This is a genomic window from Pseudonocardia sp. Ae505_Ps2 (genome assembly GCF_001932425.1).
Lineage (GTDB): Bacteria > Actinomycetota > Actinomycetes > Mycobacteriales > Pseudonocardiaceae > Pseudonocardia.
Genome location: NZ_MCIP01000001.1, coordinates 3248873 through 3266397, shown reverse-complemented (window position 1 = coordinate 3266397; position 17525 = coordinate 3248873). Strand labels below are relative to the sequence as shown.

Here is a 17525-nt window from a genome sequence, read left to right as displayed (position 1 = left end):
AGGCCGCGGCCGATCCCTACCGGGGCGCGGCCCCCGTCGCGAGGGTCTCGGCGATCACTTCCCAGCGCCGCAGGTTGTGCCGGGCGTCGGCGAGCGCGTCGTGCGCCTCGGCGGGCGGCGGGGGCAGTGCCGGGCGGCCCGCGTCCTCCCACCGCTGGCGCAGCTCGCGGGTGAAGCGCGGGATCGGGCGCGGCAACGCGGGCATCGCGCCCCACAGCTGGCACAGCGCCACGTGGTCGTAGGCGGCGATCCAGGCCCACAGCTCGACGTCGCCGGGCGCACCGGTGCAGAAGTCGAGGATCTCCTCACGCATCCGGGCCCGCGACATCCAGGCCCGGTCGCTGGGCGGGGGCAGCTTGGGCAGGACGTTGGCCCGCACCCACTTGCCCGCCCGGTCCGGGTCGAACTCGGTGGACACGGCGTAGAACTCGCGGCCGTCCTCGCCGACGATCCCGATCGACACCAGGTCGATCGTCGTGCCGTCCTCGATGAACTCGGTGTCGTAGAAGAAGCGCATGGTGCCGTCCTGTCTACCGGAGCCGGTCAGGAGGCGCGGGAGTCGGGCACGTTCGCGTCCGGCCGCGGCAGGCTCTGGCGCGACGGGGCCGGCGGCGGCGCACCGGCCGCGGCCTTCTCCTTGACCGACGCCGCGTACAGGTCGACGTAGGTCTGCCCGGACAGCTCCATCAGCGCGTACATGATCTCGTCGGTCATGGAGCGCTCGATGAACCGGTCCCCCGCCATGCCCTCGTAGCGGGAGAAGTCCAGCGGCTCGCCGATCACGATCCGCACCTTGCGCGGGCGCCACATCTTCGAGCCGATGGGGTTGACCTTGTCGGTCCCCACCATGGCGACCGGGATGACCGGCACGCCGGCCTCCAGCGCCATCCGGGCGACGCCGGTCTTGCCCTTGTAGAGCCGCCCGTCGGGCGAACGGGTGCCCTCCGGGTAGATGCCGAGCAGCTTGCCCTCGTTCAGCAGCCGCACCGCGGTGTCCATCGCGGCGCGCGCCGCGGACCCACCGGACCGGTCCACCGGGACCTGCCCGACGCCGGTGAAGAACTGCTTCTTGAACCAGCCGCGGATCCCGGGCTCGGTGAAGTACTCGCGCTTGGCGAGGAAGGTCACCCGCCGCGGCAGCATCAGCGGCAGGAAGAAGGAGTCGGCCACCGCGAGGTGGTTGCTGGCGAGGATCGCGCCGGAGCCGGCGGGCACGTTCTCGGCGCCGCGCACCTCCGGCCGGCAGAACAGCCTCATCAACGGGCCGAGCAGCACGAACTTGGACCACCAGTACAGCACCCTGCGCTGCCTCCCTACCGACTTCGGCGACAGCCTACGGAGCGTCGACACCTCCTCACAACGGGGCTGTGGTCACCGTGGTCGGGCGCGCCCCGCGGTGGCCCGCGCGGGCCCGTGGGCGGTGTCGGGCGGGACACCGGCCGTGACAGGATGGGAGCCGCCGCGAGCGGGGAGGGACGGACCGGTATGAGTTCCGCAGACCCCGCGCGTGACCGCGAGGACCGGCCCGACGACGACTTCGACGCGATCGTCTCCGCCTGGCGCGACGAGGGCTCGGTGCCGGACTGGCCCGCCGAGCCCGTCGAGCGGGCCGACCGTGCGGACCGCACCGACAGCGGCGACACCGGCGACGCCACGGGCACCGCGGCGGACCGCCCCGTGCACCGGCCGGGCCCCGCGGTCCCGCCCCCGGGAGGCGGGGCCGACGCCGACCCGGAGGACCACTACCACCCGCCGGAGCCGCCGCCACTGCCGCGGCCGGGCCCCCCGGCCGTCGTGGGTGGCGGACTGATCGCGGTGGGGCTGCTGCTGTGCGTCGCGCCGGGGCTGGTCGGCGTCGGCGGGACCTGGCCGCTGCCGCTGGGGCTGGTGCTCATCGCGGCCGGGCTGGGCTGGTTGTTGCTGCGGCTGTGGAGCCCGGACACCGACGAGGGCCCCGACCCCTGGGACGACGGCTCGCGGCTGTAGCGCTCAGCGCCGGGCGTCGGCCCGCAGGCTCTCCCGGGCCAGCGTCGCCGCGCCCACGACGGCGGCGGCCGCGCCGAGCTGCGCGGTCCGGATCCGGGCCAGCGGCCGGTTGCCCGCGCCGGTGAGGATGCGGGCGTAGTGCTCGCGGGCGGCGTCGAGGAACAGGGGCGCCGACGCCGACACCCCGCCGGCGATCACCACGAGGTCCGGGTCGAAGACGTCCGCGACGAGCGAGAGCCCCTCCCCCAGCCAGCGCCCCATGTCGTCGAGGGCGGCGCGGGCGACCGGGTCGCCCTCGCGGGCGGCGGCGGCGACCCGTTTGCCGGTGATCCGCCCCGGGTCGACGGCGGCCTCCCGGGCCAGGCCGGACGGGCCGGGCACGTCGCCGCCCGAGAGCATCTCCAGCGCGGTGGCGCCGAGCGCGGTCCCGCTGCAGTAGCGCTCCCAGCAGCCGCGCTTGCCGCACGGGCAGGCTCGCCCCTCCGGGACGACCCGCAGGTGCCCGAGCTCGGGCGCGACGCCGTGCGCGCCGCGGTACAGCTCGCCGTCGAGCAGCAGGGCACCGCCGATCCCGGTGCCCAGCGCGATGACCAGCGCCACCGACGCGCCCGCCGCGGCGCCGTAGCGGCGTTCGGCGAGCGCGGCGGAGTTCGCGTCGTGCTCCACGACGACCGGGATCCCCCCGAGCCGGGCGCCGATCCGCTCGGCGACCGGGGCGTCGCGCCAGGACAGGTGCGGGGCGTAGCGGACCAGCCCGCGCGGGGCGTCGACGAACCCGGCGAGCGCGAGCCCGACGGCGGCGACGGTGTGCCGGCGCCGCAGCTCCTCGACCGCGCCGGCGATGGCGGCCTCCAGCGTGTCGTCGGTGCGTGGGGTCGGTGCGGAGGCGGTGTCGAGGATCCCGCCCTCGGCGTCGACGACGCCCGCGCGCACGCTGGTACCCCCGACGTCCACCCCGATGGTGCGGACGTCGGACATCCGGGGGCTCATGTCCGGTGCACCACGATCCGCTGGACGGAGCGACCGCTGCCCTGCGGCCGGCGGGACTCCCGGCGCGCGGGCGGGGCGGCCTCCTCCAACAGCGCGACGAGCACGGCGAGCAGCCCGGTGGCGTGGTCGGCGAGCCGGGTGACCAGCTCCGAGCGCTCCCCCCGGACGACGGCGATCAGCGCGCACACCGGACAGGCGGTGCAGGAGCCCGCGGCGCCGGGGCCGGGGTCGACGCCCGTGGCCTGCAGCGAGTCCGACATGGCCTCGGTGGCGGTGCGCAGCCGGTCGAGCAGCGCCACCGCGGTGACCCGCAGGTCCTCCGGGATCGCGCCGTGGGTGCCGCAGTGGGTGCCGCCCTGGGTGCCGCCCTGGGTGCCGCGGCCGCTCACGAGGTCATCCAGGTGCCCGGGTCGGGGACGAAGGAGATCACCAGGCGGGCGTCGGAGCCGTGGCCCTCCAGCCGGGCGCCGGTGGCCTCGCAGCGGCGCAGCACCGACGGCAGCGAGACCACGCGCCGGGAGAACCCGATGCCGACGACCATGTCGTCGCCGACCCGGGCGAGGTCCAGCGGCGCGTCCTGGGCGCCGGGCAGCGCCACGTCGAGCTCGAACTCGGTGTCGGCGGAGACCCCGTGACCGGCGGTGCGCCGGAGCTCCATCAGCGGCCGCGACGGGGCGTCGTCGGCCGTGCCCGCGGGGTCGTCGTCGCCGTAGACGGAGTGGGCCAGCTCGCGCAGTGCGGCGACGCCGGTCGGCTCGGCGGCGGTGTAGCGGACGGCCGTCACCGGCACGTCCGCGCCGAGCTCGCCCAGCTCGGCGAGCACGGACTGCTGCTCGGCGGCACGTTCGCGCAGCCAGCGGGCGGCGGGCCCGCGCAGCGACGGCGGCGGGCCCGGCATCACCCGGTTCGCCAGCAGCCCGTCGACCCGCAGCTCGTGCAGGGCGAGCGCGGTCAGGGTCCGGCGGGTCTCGGCCGCGACGACCCGCTCCGGGGTCAGCACCAGCCGGATCGAGGTGCGGGAGCGGTCCGCGAGCAGGCCGCGCAGGCCGCGCAGCTGCTCGGCCAGCACACCGAGCGCGTCGACGGTGCGCTCCCAGCCCGCGCCGTCGGCCTTCGCGCCGGCGAGTCCGGCGACCAGACCGCGCACGGCGCGCCGGTGTGCGGGGAACAGCCGCTCCAGGTAACCCGACAGCGCCTCGGGCAGGGTGAGCAGCCGCAGCGTCTCCGCAGTCGGCCCGCAGTCGACGACGACGACGTCGAAGCGGCCGGAGTCGGCGAAGCGCTGCACCTCGACGAGCGCGAGCAGGTCCTCGACGCCGGGCAGCACGGTCAGCTCGTCGGCGACGAGCTCGTCCACCCCGGCCCCGGCGAGCATCGTGCGCAGGTGCCCCTGCAGGTCCCCCCAGGCGCCCTCGAGCAGGTGCCGGGCCTCGATGTGGGCGCCCCACAGGTTGTCGGTGACCTCGGTGGGATCGGCGCCCAGCTCGGCGTCCAGCGCGTCGCCGAGGGAGTGCGCCGGGTCGGTGGACACGACCAGCGCCGACCGCCCGGTCCCGGCGACGTGCGCGGCCGTCGCGGCGGCCAGGGTCGTCTTGCCGACCCCGCCCTTGCCGGTGAAGAGCACCACACGCACAGCGCGGAGCCTAACGATCGTGTCCGGGTCGCCGCCGACCGGCTCAGCCCTTCTCGACGCGGCGCTTGAGCCCCTTCAGGGCCGCGTCGATGATCACTTTCTCCGCCTTGCGACGGAGCATCCCGATCATCGGGAAGTTGACCTCGACGCTGAGCTCGTAGGTGACGGTGGTGCCGCCTGCGTCGCCGACCAGCCGGTACGCGCCGTCCTGGGCGCGCTGGATGCCGCCCTTGACCAGCGTCCACGACACCGAGCGGTCGTCGGCGGCCCAGTCGTAGTCGAGGGTGTAGGTGTCCTTGATGGCCCCGGCGTCCATCGCGAAGCGGACCTGGCGGGCGCGGCCGTCGGCACCGGCGTCGAGGATCTCGACGCTGGTGATCTGGTCGGTCCACTCGGGGTAGGACGCGAAGTCCGCGATCACCGCCATGACCCGCTCCGGCGGGGCGTCGATGTGGATCGAGGACGAGGTCGCGTCGGCCATGGCGGGAGGCTATCCGGTGGTCAGAACCGGAGCACGTAGGGCGTGCCGTGCGCACGGAAGTGTCCGGCGTTGACGCACTCGGTGCGGCCGACCCGGGTACGGCGGCGCAGCGGCTGGTGCACGTGGCCGAACAGCGCGTGCGAGGGCTGCTCGGCCCGGATCCGCGCGGCCAGCGGGGCACTGGCGATCTCGGCGCGGCGGGTGACGACGTCGTAGGTCAGGCCCGGGAGCGCCGGCGGGACGTGGGTGCACAGCACGTCGGCCGGGCCGAGCGCGTCCAGGCGGGCGGTCCAGTCCTCGTGGGACACGAAGTGCGGCTGCCAGGGGCCGGTGCGGCGCGGGTCGACCCCGGGCGGCAGCGGCACCCCGCCGAGGAAGCCGAACCGGCGGCCACCGATCTCGACCACCCGTCCGTCGGCGCGGGTGACGCCCTCGGTCTCGGGCCAGGCGTCGGGGACGTCGACGTTGCCGGGGATCGCCCACACCGGCACCCCGAGCCCGCCCAGTACCCCGAAGACCTCGGCGTACTGGGCGGCGACGGCCTCGGCGACGGCGGCCGCCGGGTCGGTGAACCGGGCCCAGGAACGCTCCAGCAGGCCCAGCATCTGCGTGCGCGGTGCCCCGATCCGGCGCATCCGGCCGAACTCGGCGGCCACCTCCGCCCCGAGCAGCCGGGAGATGATCCCGTTGGCCGGGTCGCGGTAGTCGATGAACTCCAGCAGGTCGCCGAGCACGAGCACGCCGTCGGCGCCCTCGGCGGCGCGGGCGAGCGGCGTGGTGGCGCCGTGGACGTCGGTGACGACGTGCAGCCGCACGCTCAGGCCGTCCCGTCCGGCCGGTACGCCGACGGCGCGACGCCGGCCGGGCGTCCGTCCTCCAGCCGGCGCTTGAGCGCGAAGGCGTGCGCCTTGAACGCGCGGTGCCGCCGGTCGGACTCGGCGCGCAGCCACCGGCGGCGGCGCAGCCGCCCGCCGGACGGCGCACCGTCCGGGTCCGCGCGCAGGAAGAAGTGCAGGACGGTGCCGTCGCCCTCCGGCTCGCACCAGACCTCCATGGTCCCCACCAGCGCGCCGGTCACGGTCCAGCGCAGCCCGGCCGGTCCGCGGTCGTGTGCGACCTCGGGGCGCAGGTCGGGCCAGTACGACGGCCACCGGGCCGGGTCGGCGAACTCCGCCGCGACCCGCTCGCGGGGCACGGCCAGGAAGGTCTCGTCGATCACGTCGATCGCGGGCACCGGGTCAGCGTGCCACCCCGTGCGACGGCCCCGGTCACGGGTACCGTCGCGGGCCGGGCCGGACCGGCGGATCAGCTCGTGGATCCGGTATGTCCGGTTCGATGTACGCACGTCCTACTCTCCGGTAAGTTCTGCCGGAAGGTGTCGCCGCAGCCGTCGCGGCGACCGTGTTCTCAGCCTGTCGAGGCCGCCAGGAGGTCGATCCCCGTGCGTGAGTACAGCGTTCCCGCCGCGGTGTCAGTGGGAGACGAGGAATCGCTCTCGGACGCCGTGTTCGACAATGCCGCGCAGCACCCGTCGGACGTGCTCTACCGCCGCAAGGCCACGGACGGGACCTGGTCGGAGGTGACCGCGGCCGAGTTCGCCGAGCAGGTCACCCGGGTCGCGGCCGGGCTGATCGCCGCTGGTGTGCAGGCCGGGGACCGGGTCGCGCTGCTGTCGCGGACCCGCTACGAGTGGACCCTGTTCGACTACGCGATCCTCGCCGCGGGCGGGGTCACCGTCCCGATCTACGAGACCTCCTCGCCGGACCAGATCTCCTGGATCGTGTCGAACTCCGGCGCGGTCGGGATCGTCGTCGAGACCGCCGACCACGCCGCGGCGCTGGAGAAGGTCCGCGGGGACCTGCCGTCGCTGCGCACCGTGTGGCAGATCGAGCCCGCCGGGTCGGCGCCGGACGCCCCCTCGGCGGTGGAGCAGCTGCGCGGCCTGGGCTCGGACACCCCGGACGCCGTGGTCCACGAGCGCCGGGGCGCGGTGCGCGCGGACGACCTGTGCACTCTGATCTACACCTCGGGCACGACCGGCCGGCCCAAGGGCTGCGAGCTCACCCACCGCAACATGCTCTCCGAGATCCGGACGATCGCCGCGACGATCCCGCACCTGTTCGAGCCGGGCGACTCGGTGCTGCTGTTCCTGCCGCTCGCGCACGTGTTCGGCAAGGCCATCCAGTGCGGCTGCCTGGCCACCCGCACCGTCGTCGGGCACACCCCCGACGTCAAGAACCTGCTGCCCGACCTGGCGGAGTTCCGGCCGACCTTCCTGCTCGCCGTGCCGCGGGTGTTCGAGAAGGTCTACAACGGGGCCCGGCTCAAGGCGCACAACGACGGCAAGGGGAAGATCTTCGACGCCGCCGCCGACACCGCGATCGCCTACTCCGAGGCGCTCGACGCGGGCGGCCCGGGGCTGCTGCTCAAGGCCCGGCACGCGTTGTTCGACAAGCTCGTGTACGGCAAGCTGCGCGCCGCCGTCGGCGGGAACGTCAAGGCGGCGGTGTCGGGATCGGCGCCGCTGGGTGCGCGGCTGGGCCACTTCTTCCGCGGCATCGGCCTGCCGGTCCTGGAGGGCTACGGCCTGACCGAGACCACCGCGGGCATCACCCTGAACACCCTCGACGCCCAGCGGGTCGGCTCGGTCGGGCGCCCGGTGCCCGGCTGCGCGGTCCGGATCGCCTCCGACGGCGAGATCATGCTGCGCGGCGACATCGTCTTCCGCGGCTACTGGGACAACGAGGAGGCCTCGGCCGAGGCCCTGGAGTCCGACGGCTGGTTCCACTCCGGCGACATCGGTGAGCTCGACGACGGCGGCTTCCTCACGATCACCGGCCGCAAGAAGGAGATCATCGTCACCGCGGGCGGCAAGAACGTGGCCCCGGCCGTGCTCGAGGACCGCCTGCGGGCGCACCCGTTGGTCGGGCAGTGCATCGTGATCGGCGACCAGAAGCCGTTCATCTCCGCGCTGGTCACGATCGACCCGGACGCCCTACCGGGCTGGCGCGAACGCAACGGCAAGCCCGCCGGCGACGGGAGCTCGGCCGCCGACCTCGTCGACGATCCGGAGCTGCGCGGCGAGATCGCGGCCGCGGTCGAGGACGCCAACCAGGCCGTCTCGCGGGCCGAGCAGATCCGCAAGTTCACGATCCTGCCGCACGACTTCAGCGAGGCGGGCGGCGAGCTGACGCCGACGATGAAGGTCAAGCGCAAGGTCGTCGTGGAGTCCTACTCCGACGAGATCGAGGCGCTCTACGCGGGGACCACCGCCGACAAGGGCTGACCCTCCACCGACGCCCTCCTCCCGGCGCCGACGGGTCGCGCGCTCAGCGCGGCCCGTCGTCGCCGGTCAGGAAGCCGTGCAGCCGCGCCGCCGACGACGGTCCGCCCCAGAGCCGACGGACGCGGGCCCGCCCGGCGCGACCCATCGCCGTCGCGCGGGCGGGATCGGCGAGCAGGTCCGCGACCCGGTCGGCGACGGCGGCGACGTCCCGTCCCGCCACGACGTGGCCGGTCACGCCGTCCTCGACGGTCTCCGGTGCTCCGCCGGAGTCCCCCGCGACGACGGGCAGTCCCGACGCCGCGGCCTCCAGCAGCGCGATCCCCAGCCCCTCGACGTCGAGCCCGCCCAGGTGGGTGCGGCACGGCAGGGCGAACACGTCCCCGGCGGCGTGGTGCGCGGCGAGCTCGGCGGCCGGCACCCCGCCGGTGGACACCACGGCGTCGGCGACCCCGGCCCGGGCCGCCAGTGCGCGCAGCCGGTCCCGGTAGGGCCCGCCGCCGACGAGCAGCAGCCGGGCGCCCGGCACCCGCGCGCGGATCCTCGGCAGCGCCGCGACCAGCACGTCCTGCCCCTTGCGCGGCACCAGCCGGGACACACACGACACCACCGGCGCGTCCCCGAGCCGGTAGCGGGCCCGGACCGCGGCGCGGGCGGCCGGGTCGGGCGCGAAGCGCACGGTGTCCACCGGCGGCGGCAGGACCTCGACGGCCGCGTCCGGGCCGAGCGCACCGGCGAGCCGGCTGCGGGTCCAGCGCGAGACCGTGGTGACGACGTCGGCGTCCCGGCCGATCCGGCGCAGCGCCCGACGCGCGCCGGGCAGCATCGACCAGCCGACCTCGTGGCCGTGCGTGGTGGCGACGACCCGCTCCACCCCCGCGTGGCGGCGCAGGTACGGGCCGAGCAGCCCCAGCGGCGCGGCCGCGCCGAACCAGACGGTCCGGGCGTCGTGCTCGCGGGCCAGCTCCGCGGCGCGCCGGGCGACCTCGGGGACCGGCAGCATCAGCGACGACCGGTGCCGGTGCACGGGGAACGGCAGCGTGGCGTCGTGGGCGGCGTCGCCGCGCCAGGCGGGGGCGTGGACGGCGAGGGTCTCCGGCGGGAGCGCGCGGGCGAGGTCGGACAGGTAGGACTGGATGCCGCCGGGGCGGGGCGGGAAGTCGTTGGTCACCAGCAGCGTGCGCGCCACGATCGGCGACGCTAGTCCCCGACGGGGCGGCGGCCCCCGGTGGTCACCGGCGGACCGGGCAGCGGGGTCGGAGCGGCGGGGTCGGGACGGCGGCTCCGCACGCGCACGGCGCGTCGGGGATGCGGGCCGCCGGGCGACACTCCGGGGAGCGGACGAGTTCCGCGTCCTCACCGCTGCGTGACCGGAGCGTTGGCCCGCCGGCGTGGCGCTGCTCCGCAGGAGTGGTGCCGGTCGTTCGACGGGACAGCTGGTGAGGATGTCGTGCTGTTCAGGTGAACGAGTGCGGCCGCCCGCGGTGACGGTCCGGCCCGGCATTTCTCCGGCGCGGCCATTCTGTCGGACCCCTCCCCTAGCGTCCGCGGTACTCGACCACCTCGGGTCCGACGAAGGAGGAGCCATGATCGTCGACTGCGATCGCTGCGAGGTCCGCGGTGCCGCGTGCGGTGACTGCGTCATCGGAGTGCTGCTGGAGGTCCCGGAGGACGACCGACCGATCCCCTATCTCCCCGTCGACCTGGCGGCCGGCTCGGTGGACACGAGCGTGGCCACGGCCGGGGCCCCGGTGGAGTTCGCCGAGCCGGAGCGCCGGGCGTTGCAGGTGCTGGCCGAGGGCGGCCTCATCCCGCACCTGCGCCTGGTCGAGCCGGGCGCGCCGGCACGCACCACGCTGCCGATGCCGGTGGTCCCGCCGGCCGGGCGCCGGACCCGGCACCGTGACGTGGGGTGACCGGTCAGCCGCCGAGGCGGCGCAGCAGCACGGCGGACGCCACGGTGTGCGCGCCCCGGCGGCGCACCGAGCGCACGAGTTCCTGGTCCGAGGTCGCCACCAGCAGCGGCCTGCCCGCCGGTTCGGCGGCGACGAGGTCGCGGACGACGTCGTCGGCGATCACCCCGGCGTCGCTGAACAGCACCCGTACCCCGCGGCTGCCGCGCACCGGCGCGGCGATCACCGCGGCGCCGTCGAACACCACGGTGATCTCGGCCCCGGTGCGGGCGCCCAGGGCGCTGAGCTGGGCCACCAGCCGGGAGCGCTGGTCGGCCAGCGGCAGGTCCGGGTAGCCGGTCTTGCTGACGTTGTAGCCGTCGACGATGAGGTGCACCGACGGCACGCTCAGCAGCGCGTCCAGCGCGGCCAGCCCGTCGACGGGTGCCGCGGCGCGTGCGCCCGCCGCGCGGTCGCCCGTGCCCGCGACCAGGTCCGCCGGCCGCGGTCCGCCCGCGCCGACGTCGAGCTCGCGGCGCAGGCCCGAGATCGCGCCGCTGACGGTGTCGAGCAGCAGCTCCAGGCGCACCTCGTCGCCGCGACGGGCCTCGCGGGCGGCCTGGCGGGCGGCGGCGACCTGACCGGCCGCGGCCTCGGCCCTGCGGCGTTCCCGGTCGGCGCGCTCGCGCTCGGCGGCGGTCTCGGCGCGGGCCCGCGCGAGTTCCTCGTCGACGCCGCCGCGCAGCCGCGCGACCTCCGCCTCCAGCTCGCTGCGGGCCTCGAGTGCGGCACGCAGCCGGGCGCCCTGGTCGCTGACCCGGCGGCGCATCTGCTGGTACTCGGTCTCCCGCTCACCGACGAGCATGCGGGCCCGCTCCTGTTCCTCGACCAGCTCGGCCCGGGCCCGTTCGAGCTCGGCGGTGAGCTTGTCGACCTTGGCCAGTGCCTCGTCGCGCTCGGCGCGCAGGTTCGCCAGGTCCGCGGTCTGTCCCACCTCGGCGACCCGCCGGTCCGCGAGCGGGTCGGCGGTGAGCAGCGCGACCGCGGCCGCATCGAGCTTGTCGACGGGCGCGGGCAGCGGCCCGGCCCCTTCCGCGGCTCCGGCGTCGCCGGCGGGCGCGCCGGTCCCGTCCGGGGACGGGTCGTCGGTGGGCCGTGGCGTGGAGGTCTCGGGAAGCTCCAGCTCACCGGGCCGGTTCTCGGCCCACCAGGCCACCACCGCGGCCCGGAACGCCGCGTCGTGCTGGAGCCGGGCCACCAGCACCTGCCCGCCGAGGCGGGCCCGCTTGGCGGGGGTGAACCGGGCGAAGCGGCGCAGCGGGGTGGGGACCTCCCCGGGCGGCAGGCCGCCCAGCGCGGTGCCCGCGATCTCCGCGAGCCGGGCCCGCAGCGGGGCGGGCAGCTCCGGCCAGTCGCCCGCGGCCGGTCCGCCGGGGCCCTCCCCGTCACGGGTACCGTCCTCGGCGCACGACGGCGGCCCGGAGCGCGTGGGCTCCGGTCGCTCCGTGTCGTCGTGCGCCATCTCTCCAGGTTATCCCCGCCCGCCCCGGACCGCCGTCGGCGCGGCCGTCCCCGTACGGGGCGTGCCCGATCGGTGGCGGCGCCGCGCCCGCCCGGGTCCCGGCCGGGCGTTCGAACATACTGTCGGACCCGACGGCTACGGTGCGGGCGTGACCTCCTGCTCCCCGCAGCTCACCTTCGACGAGCTGGGCACGCCGCTGCGCGACGTCACCTTCTGCGTGGTGGACCTGGAGACGACCGGCGGCAGCCACCGGACCGACGCGATCACCGAGGTCGGCGCCGTCGCCGTCCGCGGCGGCAGCCGGGTCTCCGAGCTCGGCACCCTGGTCGATCCGGGCGTGCGGATCCCGGCCGACATCACCCGCCTGACCGGCATCACCACGGCGATGCTGCACGGCGCACCGCCGCTGGGGGCGGTCCTGCCGTCGGTGCTGGACATGCTCCGCGGCTCGGTCCTGGTGGCGCACAACGCCCCGTTCGACGCCGGGTTCCTCAAGGCCGCCTGCGAGCGCCTCGACCGTCCCTGGCCCGGCCCCCCGGTCCTGTGCACCGCCCGGCTCGCCCGTGCCGTGCTGCCGCACGCCGAGTGCCCCAGCGTGAAGCTGGGCGTCCTGGCCCGGCACTTCGGATGTGCCACCACCCCGGACCACCGGGCGCTGACCGACGCCAGGGCGACCGTCGAGGTGCTGCACCACCTGCTGGAGCGGATCGGGAACCTGGGCGTGCAGAGCCTGGAGGAGCTGCTGCAGCTCGTGCGGGACCGGGCCCCGCACCGGCCCACCACCACCCAGCGCCGCCGCAGGCACCTGGCGAACGACGTGCCCTCCGCGCCCGGGGTGTACCTGTTCCGCGGCGGCGACGGCCAGGTGCTCTACGTGGGCACCAGCGGTGACCTGCACCGGCGGGTGCGGTCGTACTTCACCGCCGGGGAGAAGCGCCGCCGGGTCCGGGACATGCTCGCCCGGGCCGAGAAGGTCGACACGGTGGTCTGCGCGCACGCCCTGGAGGCCTCGGTGCGCGAGCTGGCCCTCATCGCCGCGCACCGCCCGCCGTACAACCGGCGCTCGCGCAACCCCGGCCGGGCCTACTGGGTGGTGCCGACGGCGGAGGCGTTCCCGCGGCTGTCGGTCGTCGCCACCCCGCGGGCGGGCGCCCTGGGCCCGTTCGGGTCGCAGCGGGCCGCGACCGACGTGCTCGACGCGGCGCTGGACGCGCTGCCGCTGCGCCGGTGCACGATCCGCATCCCGGCCCGGAACCCGTCGGCGACACCGTGTGCGCTGCACGAGCTGGGCCGCTGCGCCGCGCCGTGCGCCGGTCTGCAGCCGGCCGAGGACTACGCGCCCGCCGTGCACGCCTGGGGTCACCTCGTCGCGGGCAGGGACGACGGCCCGCTGCGGGTGCTGGCCGCCGAGGTCGACGACCGGTCCGAGGGCGGGCGCTACGAGGCCGCCGCACGGGCCCGGGACCGGCTGGCCACGCTGGCCGCCGGGGTCGACCGGGGCACCACCCTGGCCGCGCTCGCGGGGATCGACGAGCTGGTCGGCGCCCGGCCCGACGGCAGGGGCGGCTGGGAGCTCGCCGTGCTGCGGCACGGGCGGCTCGCCGCGGCGGGCACCGCGCCGCGCGGGGTGCGGCCGATGCCGGTCGTCGAGGCGCTGCGGGCCGGCGCGCAGACGGTCCTGCCGGGCGACGGGCCGCTGCGCGGGGCCCCGTCGGAGGAGGTCCGGATCCTGCACCGCTGGCTCACCAGCGGCGGGACCCGGCTGGTGCACTGCGACCCGCCGTGGGCGGAGCCGGCGTGGGGCGGGGGCGCCTGGCGCACCTGGGCCGAGCGGGCCCGGGAGGCCTCGCACCGCACCGGTGACCGCTCCCCCGACGAACCGGCCGGGGTCTGAGGTCGCACGGAGACCGCACGCACGACGGCGGCCCCGCCGGAGACCGGGTCTCCGGCGGGGCCGCCGTGGAGTGCTTCCGGGCCGGGGCCCGGGCCGTGCTCAGTCGCGCGGCTGCTGCGGACGACCACCGTCGTCCGGGCGGCCCGCGAGCTCACCGTGCCCGGACTCGAGCTCCGCCCGCGCCTCGTGACGCTGGCGCGACTCCTCGAGCTCGCGCTCGTGGGCCTCGTGGCGGGCCGCGGCCAGCGCACGGGACTCCTCGACCGGGTCGGGCGTGAGCAGCGAACCGGAGACCGGCTCACCCGCCGAGCCCAGCTGGTTCATCCGCTTGGGCACCGAGGCGCCCTGGTACTCCAGCGGGATGGCGTGGCCGTGCGCGTCGACGCCGCCCAGCGGCTGGTGCACCTCGATGAACTCGCCGTGCGGGAGCCGCTTGATGATGCCCGTCTCGATGCCGTGCTCCAGCACCGCGCGGTCCGACCGCTGCAGACCGATGCACCAGCGGTAGGCCACCCAGTACACGATCGGCGGCACGACGAGCAGACCGATGCGGCCGGCCCACGTCGTCGCGTTCAGCGAGATGTGGAAGAAGTACGAGATCCAGTCGTTGAACCCGCACATCACGAGCCACAGGTAGAACGAGATCGCCATGGCGCCGAGCGCGGTCCGGACCGGCACGTCGCGCGGGCGCTGCAGCAGGTTGTGGATCGCCTCGTCGCCGGTGAAGCGCCGCTCGATCGACGGGTAGGCACCCGCGAGCACGAACAGCACCGGCAGGAAGCCCGCGGTGGGGATGAACGCCGCCGGGATCGTGTACGTCCCGAACAGGTAGAACTCCCACGGCGGGAAGATCCGGCCCATGCCCTCGGACCACAGCATGTAGAAGTCCGGCTGCGACCCGGCGGAGATGTGCGAGGCGTCGTACGGGCCGAGGTGCCAGATGGGGTTCATCTGGAACAGCCCCGAGATCAGCGCCAGCACACCGGCGACGACGAAGAAGAACGCGCCGCCCTTCGCCGCGAACTGCGGCATGATCCGCACGCCGACGACGTTGTTCTCGGTCCGGCCGGGGCCGGGGAACTGGGTGTGCTTCTGGTACCACACCAGCCCGAGGTGCACGGCGATCAGCGCGAGGATGATCCCGGGCAGGATCAGCACGTGGATGATGTAGAGCCGCGGGATGATCTCGGTCCCGGGGAACTCGCCGCCGAACAGCGCCCAGTGCACCCAGGTGCCCATGATCGGCACGGTCAGCGTGATGCCCGAGGCGATGCGCAGACCCACACCGGAGAGCAGGTCGTCCGGCAGGGAGTAGCCGGTGAAGCCGGCGAAGGTGCCCAGCAGGATCAGCACGATCCCGATGGTCCAGTTGGCCTCGCGCGGCTTGCGGAACGCTCCGGTGAAGAACACCCGGAACATGTGGATGATCATCGCCGCGACGAACAGCAGCGCCGCCCAGTGGTGCAGCTGGCGCATGAACAGCCCGCCGCGGACCTCGAGCGAGATCTCCAGGGCGGACTCGTAGGCACGCGACATGTGCACGCCGCGCAGCGGGTCGTACGGCCCGTTGTAGGCGACCTCCTGCATGGAGGGGTCGAAGAACAGCGCCAGGTAGGTGCCCGACAGCAGCACGATGATGAAGCTGTACAGGGCGATCTCGCCCAGCATGAACGACCAGTGGGTCGGGAAGACCTTGTTGAACTGCTTCCGCAGACCCGCGGCCGCGTGGTAGCGCTGGTCCGCCTGGTCGAGTGCTTCGCCGCCCTTGGCCGCGAGGCCCCCTGAGGAGGTGGTGGGTGTCGTGATCGAACTCATGTCGTCTTCGGCCTCTCCCAGAACGCGGGTCCGACGGGCTCCACGAAGTCGCTGCGGGCGACGAAGAAGCCCTCCTCGTTCACCGTGATCGGCAGCTGAGGCAACGGCCGGGCGGCCGGCCCGAAGACGGGCTCGGCATCCTGGGTGGCCAGGAACTGCGACTGGTGGCACGGGCAGAGAATGCGGTTGTCCTGCGCCTGGAACAGCGAGGTCGGGCATCCGAGGTGGGTGCAGACCTTCGACCAGGCGTAGAAGTCACCGTAGTTGAAGTTCTCCTGACCGGGGCGCTTCGTGACCTCGGTCCCGGGGCGGAGACGGATGAGCATGACCGGCGCGTCCGAGGCGCGCTGCGCGTGCAGCAGCTCCTCCTCGTTGCCCCGCTCGCTCTCGCGGTACGGGAAGACCGTCATCATCGCGCCCGGCTCCATGTCCTCGGGTCGCACGCGGGCGATCTCGGAGAGGATGCCGGTGTCGGTGCGCAGGTAGACCGTCTCGCCGTTCTCCGGACGCCAGCCGGTGTGCCACAGCGGGGCGTTCTCACCCTCGGCCCACGGGTTCCGGATGATGCCGCCGAGCGCGACGACGCCGGTGCCGATACCGGCGACGGCCGCCGCCAGCCCGGCGCTGCGGATGATCAGCTTGCGACGGCCGATCGTCGTGCCCTTGCCCGCGTCGGCGACCTGGGCCAGGAAGGTGGCGCGGTCGACGTCGGTGGACGGGCCGTCGTGGCGCTGCTGGACCGAGGTCTCGTCCGGGAAGAGCTTCTTCACCATCTGGATGACCGCGATGCCGATGGAGAGCACCGCGAACCCGAAGGTGAAGCCGATGACCGGGGTGTAGAGGTTGTAGAGCGCGTGGCCGGGCTCGCCGACGTTGACGTACTCCCACGGCCACGCGATGAACGCGACCACGAAGGCGATCATGGAGATCGCCGAGATGATGAACCACAGCGCGACCGAACGCTCGGCGCGCTTCTCCGCGCGGGTCCCCGGGATCGGGAACGCCGGCGTGTTGTGCACGACCTCGACCTCGTCGAGCTCGCCGGCCAGACGGGCCAGCTGCTCGGGCGACATCTCGTCGAGCTCCTCCTTGGTCGGACGACGGTCCGACCCGGTGCTGACTTCGCTGCTCAACTCTTCGCCCCCAACCAGATGGCGAACCCGACCAGACCGGACATCACGACGGCGAAGATGAAGACACCCTCGGCCGTCGGACCGAGACCCAGCAGCGAGTAGCCGCCCGGGTCGTTGGCGTGGTTCACCGACTTGATGTACGCGATGATGTCCTGCTTCTCCTGCGGCGTGAGCTGCTGGTCGGAGAAGCGCGGCATGTTCTGCGGGCCGGTCTGCATCGCGGTGTAGATCTGCTCCTCGCTGGCCGGCTCGAGCGCGGGAGCGTACTTGCCGGACGACAGCGCGCCGCCGACGCCGGTGAAGTTGTGGCACGAGGCGCAGTTCAGCCGGTACAGCACGCCACCACGGCCCGGGTCGTCGCCGCGCAGGGCCTCGCCGGTCGCGGCCGGGGTGACCGGCCCGCCGCCGTTGGCCTGCACGAACGCGCCCAGCGCCTCGAGGTTCGCCCGACCCTCCTGGGTCTCCGGGTCGAAGATCGGCAGCGGGTGCTTGCGGGCGGCCTGGGCCTCCTGGCGCGCCATCGGCATACGCCCCGAGGACACCTGGAAGTAGACCGCGGCGTCGCCGACGCCGATCAGGCTCGGGCCGCGCTCCTGGACACCCTGCAGGTTCGCGCCGTGGCACGTGATGCAGGTGTTGTTGTAGAGCTGCTCGCCCTTGGCGATCAGCGCGGTGTCCTGCTGGGCCTGGGCGACCTGCGGCTGCGGCGCGAAGGCGGCGTAGAGGAAACCGACGGACAGCAGGCCCAGCCCGATGGCGAGGGCGCCGGCGATGCGGCGCTTCACCTTGCCGTGCGGACGGGTGCGGCCCCCGGCCTTCTCGTCCGGCCGTTCGACCGGTGGTGGGTTCTGGTTCTCGGTCATCGCTGGGGGTCTTCCAACCTCGACGTCGTGGCG

Annotated in this window: 17 protein-coding genes; 4 read left to right on the top strand and 13 right to left on the bottom strand. The window is 74.9% G+C overall.

The genetic code is table 11. The features are described from left to right. Nucleotides 1-16 precede the first annotated feature (16 nt). Entirely contained in the window at nucleotides 17-517 is a 501-nt protein-coding gene (locus Ae505Ps2_RS15640) for a polyadenylate-specific 3'-exoribonuclease AS (protein WP_020626438.1), read from the bottom strand. A 26-nt stretch (nucleotides 518-543) separates the two neighbouring features. After that, a complete protein-coding gene (locus Ae505Ps2_RS15635; RefSeq protein WP_020626437.1) occupies nucleotides 544-1299 on the bottom strand; it encodes a lysophospholipid acyltransferase family protein in 756 nt (251 codons plus the stop codon). 186 nt (nucleotides 1300-1485) lie between these two features. On the opposite strand from Ae505Ps2_RS15635, the gene Ae505Ps2_RS15630 reads away from it, so the two are divergent. Beyond that, on the top strand, nucleotides 1486-1986 hold the full coding sequence (locus tag Ae505Ps2_RS15630; RefSeq protein ID WP_075307242.1) for a hypothetical protein: 501 nt from the start codon (nucleotides 1486-1488) through the stop codon (nucleotides 1984-1986). A gap of 3 nt (nucleotides 1987-1989) precedes the next feature. On the opposite strand, the gene Ae505Ps2_RS15625 is transcribed toward Ae505Ps2_RS15630, so the two are convergent. Genes Ae505Ps2_RS15625 through Ae505Ps2_RS15600 form a run of 6 tightly spaced genes read right to left on the bottom strand, consistent with a single transcriptional unit; the run spans nucleotide 1990 to nucleotide 6324 of the window. Continuing rightward, complete coding sequence (locus Ae505Ps2_RS15625) at nucleotides 1990-2976, bottom strand: ROK family protein (RefSeq protein WP_075307244.1); 987 nt, start codon at nucleotides 2974-2976, stop codon at nucleotides 1990-1992. Then, on the bottom strand, nucleotides 2973-3365 hold the full coding sequence (locus tag Ae505Ps2_RS15620) for a hypothetical protein (protein ID WP_075307246.1): 393 nt from the start codon (nucleotides 3363-3365) through the stop codon (nucleotides 2973-2975). The genes Ae505Ps2_RS15625 and Ae505Ps2_RS15620 overlap by 4 nt, the downstream gene beginning before the upstream one ends. Next, complete coding sequence (locus Ae505Ps2_RS15615; RefSeq protein ID WP_075333594.1) at nucleotides 3362-4609, bottom strand: ArsA family ATPase; 1248 nt, start codon at nucleotides 4607-4609, stop codon at nucleotides 3362-3364. The genes Ae505Ps2_RS15620 and Ae505Ps2_RS15615 overlap by 4 nt, the downstream gene beginning before the upstream one ends. A 43-nt stretch (nucleotides 4610-4652) precedes the next feature. After that, entirely contained in the window at nucleotides 4653-5090 is a 438-nt protein-coding gene (locus tag Ae505Ps2_RS15610; protein ID WP_020623841.1) for an SRPBCC family protein, read from the bottom strand. 20 nt (nucleotides 5091-5110) lie between these two features. Beyond that, nucleotides 5111-5905, bottom strand: coding sequence for a metallophosphoesterase (locus tag Ae505Ps2_RS15605; RefSeq protein WP_075333595.1), 795 nt, complete (start codon nucleotides 5903-5905; stop codon nucleotides 5111-5113). 2 nt (nucleotides 5906-5907) lie between these two features. Continuing rightward, nucleotides 5908-6324 carry a polyketide cyclase / dehydrase and lipid transport gene (locus Ae505Ps2_RS15600; RefSeq protein WP_075312037.1) on the bottom strand — a complete coding sequence of 139 codons (417 nt, stop codon included), beginning with the start codon at nucleotides 6322-6324 and terminating at the stop codon, nucleotides 5908-5910. Nucleotides 6325-6531: 207 nt separating this feature from the next. Between Ae505Ps2_RS15600 and Ae505Ps2_RS15595 the strand changes: the two genes are divergently transcribed. Then, a complete protein-coding gene (locus Ae505Ps2_RS15595) occupies nucleotides 6532-8376 on the top strand; it encodes an AMP-dependent synthetase/ligase (protein ID WP_075307252.1) in 1845 nt (614 codons plus the stop codon). Between the two features lie 43 nt (nucleotides 8377-8419). Here the strand turns inward: Ae505Ps2_RS15595 and Ae505Ps2_RS15590 are convergent, their stop codons facing one another. Further along, entirely contained in the window at nucleotides 8420-9562 is a 1143-nt protein-coding gene (locus Ae505Ps2_RS15590; protein ID WP_075307254.1) for a glycosyltransferase family 4 protein, read from the bottom strand. Between the two features lie 397 nt (nucleotides 9563-9959). Here Ae505Ps2_RS15590 and Ae505Ps2_RS15585 point away from each other — a divergent pair, with 397 nt between their 5' ends. After that, on the top strand, nucleotides 9960-10289 hold the full coding sequence (locus Ae505Ps2_RS15585; RefSeq protein WP_075307256.1) for a hypothetical protein: 330 nt from the start codon (nucleotides 9960-9962) through the stop codon (nucleotides 10287-10289). A 4-nt stretch (nucleotides 10290-10293) separates the two neighbouring features. On the opposite strand, the gene Ae505Ps2_RS15580 is transcribed toward Ae505Ps2_RS15585, so the two are convergent. Continuing rightward, entirely contained in the window at nucleotides 10294-11787 is a 1494-nt protein-coding gene (locus Ae505Ps2_RS15580) for an NYN domain-containing protein (RefSeq protein WP_075553738.1), read from the bottom strand. 148 nt (nucleotides 11788-11935) lie between these two features. On the opposite strand from Ae505Ps2_RS15580, the gene Ae505Ps2_RS15575 reads away from it, so the two are divergent. Then, on the top strand, nucleotides 11936-13681 hold the full coding sequence (locus tag Ae505Ps2_RS15575) for a DEDD exonuclease domain-containing protein (protein ID WP_075307260.1): 1746 nt from the start codon (nucleotides 11936-11938) through the stop codon (nucleotides 13679-13681). Nucleotides 13682-13780: 99 nt separating this feature from the next. Here Ae505Ps2_RS15575 and Ae505Ps2_RS15570 read toward each other — a convergent pair whose 3' ends face one another. From Ae505Ps2_RS15570 to Ae505Ps2_RS15560, 3 genes are read right to left on the bottom strand one after another with little or no spacing between them, the layout of a single operon-like run. Further along, entirely contained in the window at nucleotides 13781-15496 is a 1716-nt protein-coding gene (locus Ae505Ps2_RS15570; RefSeq protein ID WP_075553737.1) for a ubiquinol-cytochrome c reductase cytochrome b subunit, read from the bottom strand. After that, entirely contained in the window at nucleotides 15493-16629 is a 1137-nt protein-coding gene (locus Ae505Ps2_RS15565; protein ID WP_043279663.1) for a Rieske 2Fe-2S domain-containing protein, read from the bottom strand. The genes Ae505Ps2_RS15570 and Ae505Ps2_RS15565 overlap by 4 nt, the downstream gene beginning before the upstream one ends. Continuing rightward, nucleotides 16626-17492: a cytochrome c gene (locus Ae505Ps2_RS15560; protein ID WP_075307264.1), complete on the bottom strand. Its 867-nt coding sequence runs from the start codon at nucleotides 17490-17492 to the stop codon at nucleotides 16626-16628. The genes Ae505Ps2_RS15565 and Ae505Ps2_RS15560 overlap by 4 nt, the downstream gene beginning before the upstream one ends. Nucleotides 17493-17525: the final 33 nt, after the last annotated feature.